This window comes from Roseburia sp. 1XD42-69, from assembly GCF_003612565.1.
Taxonomy (GTDB): domain Bacteria; phylum Bacillota; class Clostridia; order Lachnospirales; family Lachnospiraceae; genus Roseburia_B.
The window spans coordinates 1-4751 of record NZ_RAZG01000133.1; the positions used below are offsets into that span (position 1 = coordinate 1).

Here is a 4751-nt window from a genome sequence, read left to right on the forward strand (position 1 = left end):
TCATAGTCATGCGATACTACCAGAAAAGCGTTTGGCAGGCTGGAAAGATATTCGGCAAGCCATGTAACATGTTCCTTGTCCAAGAAGTTTGTCGGCTCGTCCAAAAGCAAAATATCTGGCTTCTCAAGCAGTAATTTTGCCAGTATGACCTTTGCCCTCTGCCCGCCGCTCATCTGCTCAATCGGTCTATCTAACCCGACTACCGTCAAGCCCAGACCTGTTGCCACCTGTTCTATCTTTGTGTCAATCAAATAAAACTCCTTACGCTCCAATTCTTCCTGATACCTTGCCGCCGTGCTTAGCTTCGCCATATCCCCATCCGCAGACTGGCAGTACAACTCATTCATCCTGTTTTCTATCTCATACAGCCCAGAAAATGCGGATTGTAGGAACTCCCTCATTGCCACGCTTTTTTCAATTTGGGCGTATTGGTCGAGATACCCTATTTTTGTGTTCGGCTGCCATACTATCCTGCCAGAGTCGGGGATAAGCTGCTCTGTGCAAATCTTTATGAATGTGCTTTTTCCCGCCCCGTTCTGACCGACAATTCCGATATGCTCCCCTTTGTTCAATGTAAAATCTGCGTTTTTAAACAGATAATTTTCTCCAAAAGAATGTGTTAATCCCGTAACTTCTAATAAACTCATAATCATTGTCCTCTCTTTTTCCTGTCTGATTTTCCAAAATGGGCAAAAAAATAGCAGAAGCCAGATACTCTTGGTATCATGCCTTCTGCTATATCCGTTCCATCACAAACCGCTTTTAGGAAACAGTCCATATACAACAAAAGGCTACGGACAAAACACTGTCCATAGCCTGCTGCACACAAATTTGTACGAGAAAAGAAACAATATATGAAAAAGATATAAAATCCCTCTCATGTACTGCTGTATTTCCCGATGAAATCCTAACGTGTTATATTACGCTATACTCTGTACAATGTTTCATCGGATTTGATTGTACAGAGCTGATTTTCTTTTTAGGCGGAAGTTCGTTTGTGATGTAAAAGCTCATGAAACTGTTCTCCTTTAAAATTAGTGCAAATAATTTTAGCATGAAAACCAGCAGTTTGTCAAATCCTATTTTTATGAAATTTTCAGTTTTTATCTCTCATAATAGGAAATTGTATATCTTATATAAGAGGTATTGCATAATTTAATTAGATGTTACGCTTGTATAAAAACAGAGCCAACAAACTATGGTTTCCCACACGTTCATTGGCTCTGCATCTATGTGTCTGGCTCTATCCTATATTCTTCTTTAACCGTATTCCCATTGAAAAATACGGCTCACTTAAATATTCTTCTTTGTCGATGCTGTATCCTCTTTTTTTATAAAAGGAAACCGCATGATGGTTATTTTTAAACGCCCATATCACAATTTCTTTATACCCTTGTTCCTCCGCCTTTTGCTCGGCAAAATCCATCAGCATTTTCCCAATTCCTTTCCCTTGAAATTGGGAAGCAACATAAATACGCCAGATTTCAAATGCCCCTGCCATATCCGCATCTGCCGTATCTCCAAAAGACAACATTGCCAACACTCGCTTTTCTTCCTCCCACACATACTCTGACAGTCTGCGGGCGGCAAAATCTGTCTTTAATCGGCGTGTCCTTGCTGCACATCCATCTGAATTTAACAGCAGCGGATTGACATATCCAGAATAAACATTTTTCCAGTTCTCATTTACAATGCCGCATATCGTATCAATGTCCTTTTCCTCTAATGGTCGTATCATTTCTTTCTCCTAAATATCGTTTTTCCATTCATTCCCAACCACTGTCACATGCAGATTTTTCACTTCTATCAATCTTTCCTGCCTGCATTTCGGGCAGTAGAGAGGATAATTTATCAGAATAGTATCCTCCCTTATTCTGCTGCGGGTCTTGCTCCCGCAGACAGGGCATAATATCCATTCTGTCTGTTTCAATTTCTTGCCTGCCTTTCTTTCAAAAATAATGGTACTGTTTCCGATGCCTGCATAGCAGATATACCGTCAGCATAAGCGTGAAAAGCTCCGCAAACGGTACTGCAAGCCATACGCCCGTTACCTCTAAAAATCTCGGCAATACCAAAAGGGTCACCGTAATAAATCCAAATGTCCTCAGGAAAGATATGGTTGCCGATGCCTTTCCATTCGATAACGCCGTAAATAATGCGGATGAAAAAATATTGCATCCAGAGGTCAGAAAGCTGAATGAAAAAATGACAAATCCATTCTTTGTAATCTCAAAAACATTCCTATTATCCTCCGCAAATACCTTTGCAATGCTTTCTCCGCCAAACAGGGAAAATAAAAATACAAATATGGAAATCCCCGCTATAAAGCAGAAACAAATACGGACGGTCTTTTTTAGCTGTTTTACATTCCCGCTCCCATAGTTATAGCTTACGACGGGGGCTGTTCCCATAGAGAAGCCAATATAAAGCGTTGTTAAAAGGAACTGCGAATAGATGAGTACCGTAATCGCGGCTACACCATCCTCGCCCAACAATTTCATCATTGTTACATTAAACAAAAATGTAGTTACAGCAGTCGAACACTGGCTTACCATTTCCGACGCACCATTGGAACAGCTTTTCAACAGAACAGATGCGTCCATGTTAGGCTTGCAAAAATGCAATTCACTTCTTTTCATCAGAAAAAATATTGTACCGATGATTGACGGTATCATATATCCGATGCCTGTCCCAATAGCAGCCCCTTTGATTCCCATTTGCAGCAAAACAATAAAAACATAATCAAAAACAATGTTGGCAATCCCCGCCAGAACAGCAAGCACTAAGCCTAATGTCGGTTTCCCCGCCGTCACAAACAGATTCTGATACAGCACCTGCATCATGTTAAAGGCGGCGAAAATAAGCTGTACCGTCAGATAATCCCTGCAATATGGGAACAATACTTTACTTGCACCCAAACCCCAGATGATTTCATCCAAAAAGAAAAGACCTGCCGCTGTAATCAGCAGACCGATAACCGCCCCTGCCACGACAATCAAAGTAAAATTGCTTCTGGCTTCCTCTGTGTTTCCATTCCCCATTTTCTTCGCAACAACCGCACTTCCTCCTGTCGCAAGCATCGTCCCCAGACCGACAATCAGATTGATGACGGGGCAGACGATATTGATGGACGACAGGGCATTCGTGTCTACAAACCTTGCTACGAAAATCGTGTCTACAATGGTGTATAATCCCATAAACAGCATCATTACCATGCTTGGGAAAGCAAATCGGATAAGGGATAAGGCGTTAAAGCTCTCTGCCAACGGGTTTTTCTGTGTTTCAGTCATTCCTTGTTTCCCCTTTCCTGCCCGTGTTTTCGGGCATAGAGGTATACCCTTGTGGTATTTCCCCCTTATTGCCGAATGGCATAAAGGTATCCCCGAAGGGGGTTTCCTCCTTGTTTTTCGGTGGAAGCACGAAACGCTGCGTCGGGTAGCCATATTCCACAAGCAGTTCCCGTTCTGCAAATCCAAGACGGCGGTATTCTTCCCGCCAGCCCGTATCTGCCTTATCGCCTGCACGGTATGTCGTCAACGTAATCTCTTTCCCATAAAGCAACTCGTCTGCCAGCTTATCAAGGAACAGCTTTGTAATGCCGAGATGCCGATACTGCGGATGGACAGCCAGAAAGTCTATGCTGCCTGTGTCGGGCGAAAAACCCATCACGCCAATAGCCATATCGCCATCCCGCAATATCAGAGCCTTTTTATCCGCAATATACTGATGCAGGTTTGCAGCGTAATCTTTCTTATCCAGACATGGGTAGCCGTCAACCGTGAGGCTTACCAGTTCCATCCAGTCATCCGCATCTTCGGGCGTGGCAAATTTTATATTGTCTTTTGTCAAATCCATTTTTACAAGCTCCTCCTTCAGATAGATTTCAAACTGTAACGGGTAAAAATTTTCCGTTTCCCGAAATTCCGCAGGGGAAGCCTTATACATCGCCTTAAAAATATCTGTAAATGCCTGCTGGCTTTCATACCCGCTCATAAGGGCAATCTCGATAATCGGTTTTGCAGAAAACACCAGAAGTTTTGCCGCTTCTGTAAGCTGCCGCCGTTTTGCGTAGTCGTGGATAGTCAAGCCGACGGCCTTTGTAAAAATCCGATGCAGGTGGTATTTGGAATAGTGCAGCGCCGATGCCACCATATCTAAATCCATCTTTTCATGCAGATGTTCTTCGATATAGCGGATAGCCTGTGAAACAATGCGTACTGTCTGACCTTGCATTTTGCGACCTCCTTTCCTACTACAATATAGTTATGGTTAATATCCCTTACAGCCAATAAGGAATTATCCATCTTGTTGCTTAAGCTGTATAATGATGGAGCAATCGGTATATCGGCTTCCTTTCTTGGACTTTGCGTCCGTAACCGAGACTGATAACCAGCTCCTCATTTGCAGTGTTCGTTTTATGCAGGTTGAACTGCCTTTGGTACGTTCGTGTCACACCACAGTAGATTGAATAGGCAATGAGTAAAACTGGTACTGAACCATTGCAATCAAGCAATCTTAAGGAGTGGCATTTTTATGAGTATGAACGCAGTAGGTATTGATGTTTCCAAAGGTAAAAGTATGGTAGCTATCCTTCGCCCTTACGGCGAAATCGTTTCAAAACCATTTGAAGTCAAACACACAGTCAGCGGAATTCGCTCTCTTATTAAGCAGATCCAATCCATTGATGGTGAATCCCGTATTGTCATGGAACACACAGGCCGTTATTACGAACCCCTTGTCCGTGAACTCTC

Annotated in this window: 6 protein-coding genes; 1 reads left to right on the forward strand and 5 read right to left on the reverse strand. The window is 42.8% G+C overall.

Annotation, left to right across the window (positions count from 1 at the left end):
• From D7Y06_RS23905 to D7Y06_RS23925, 5 genes are all read right to left on the reverse strand, one after another.
• Positions 1–647, reverse strand: a 647-nt coding sequence (locus D7Y06_RS23905) for an ATP-binding cassette domain-containing protein (protein ID WP_147415768.1), incomplete at its 3' end; no start/stop codon positions are given.
• A gap of 596 nt (positions 648–1243) precedes the next feature.
• Positions 1244–1738 (reverse strand): GNAT family N-acetyltransferase, encoded by a 495-nt coding sequence (locus D7Y06_RS23910; RefSeq protein ID WP_120410006.1) that lies wholly within the window; start codon positions 1736–1738, stop codon positions 1244–1246.
• A 9-nt stretch (positions 1739–1747) separates the two neighbouring features.
• Complete coding sequence (locus D7Y06_RS23915) at positions 1748–1930, reverse strand: cysteine-rich KTR domain-containing protein (protein ID WP_044984935.1); 183 nt, start codon at positions 1928–1930, stop codon at positions 1748–1750.
• A gap of 19 nt (positions 1931–1949) precedes the next feature.
• A complete protein-coding gene (locus D7Y06_RS23920) occupies positions 1950–3290 on the reverse strand; it encodes an MATE family efflux transporter (protein ID WP_120410007.1) in 1341 nt (446 codons plus the stop codon).
• Positions 3283–4233, reverse strand: a complete 951-nt coding sequence (locus D7Y06_RS23925; protein ID WP_243119495.1) for a GNAT family N-acetyltransferase — start codon at positions 4231–4233, stop codon at positions 3283–3285. Before D7Y06_RS23925 ends, D7Y06_RS23920 begins: the two co-directional genes overlap by 8 nt.
• A 300-nt stretch (positions 4234–4533) precedes the next feature.
• On the opposite strand from D7Y06_RS23925, the gene D7Y06_RS23930 reads away from it, so the two are divergent.
• Positions 4534–4751 (forward strand): IS110 family transposase (locus tag D7Y06_RS23930; RefSeq protein ID WP_147415769.1); only part of this gene is annotated, 218 nt, incomplete at its 3' end.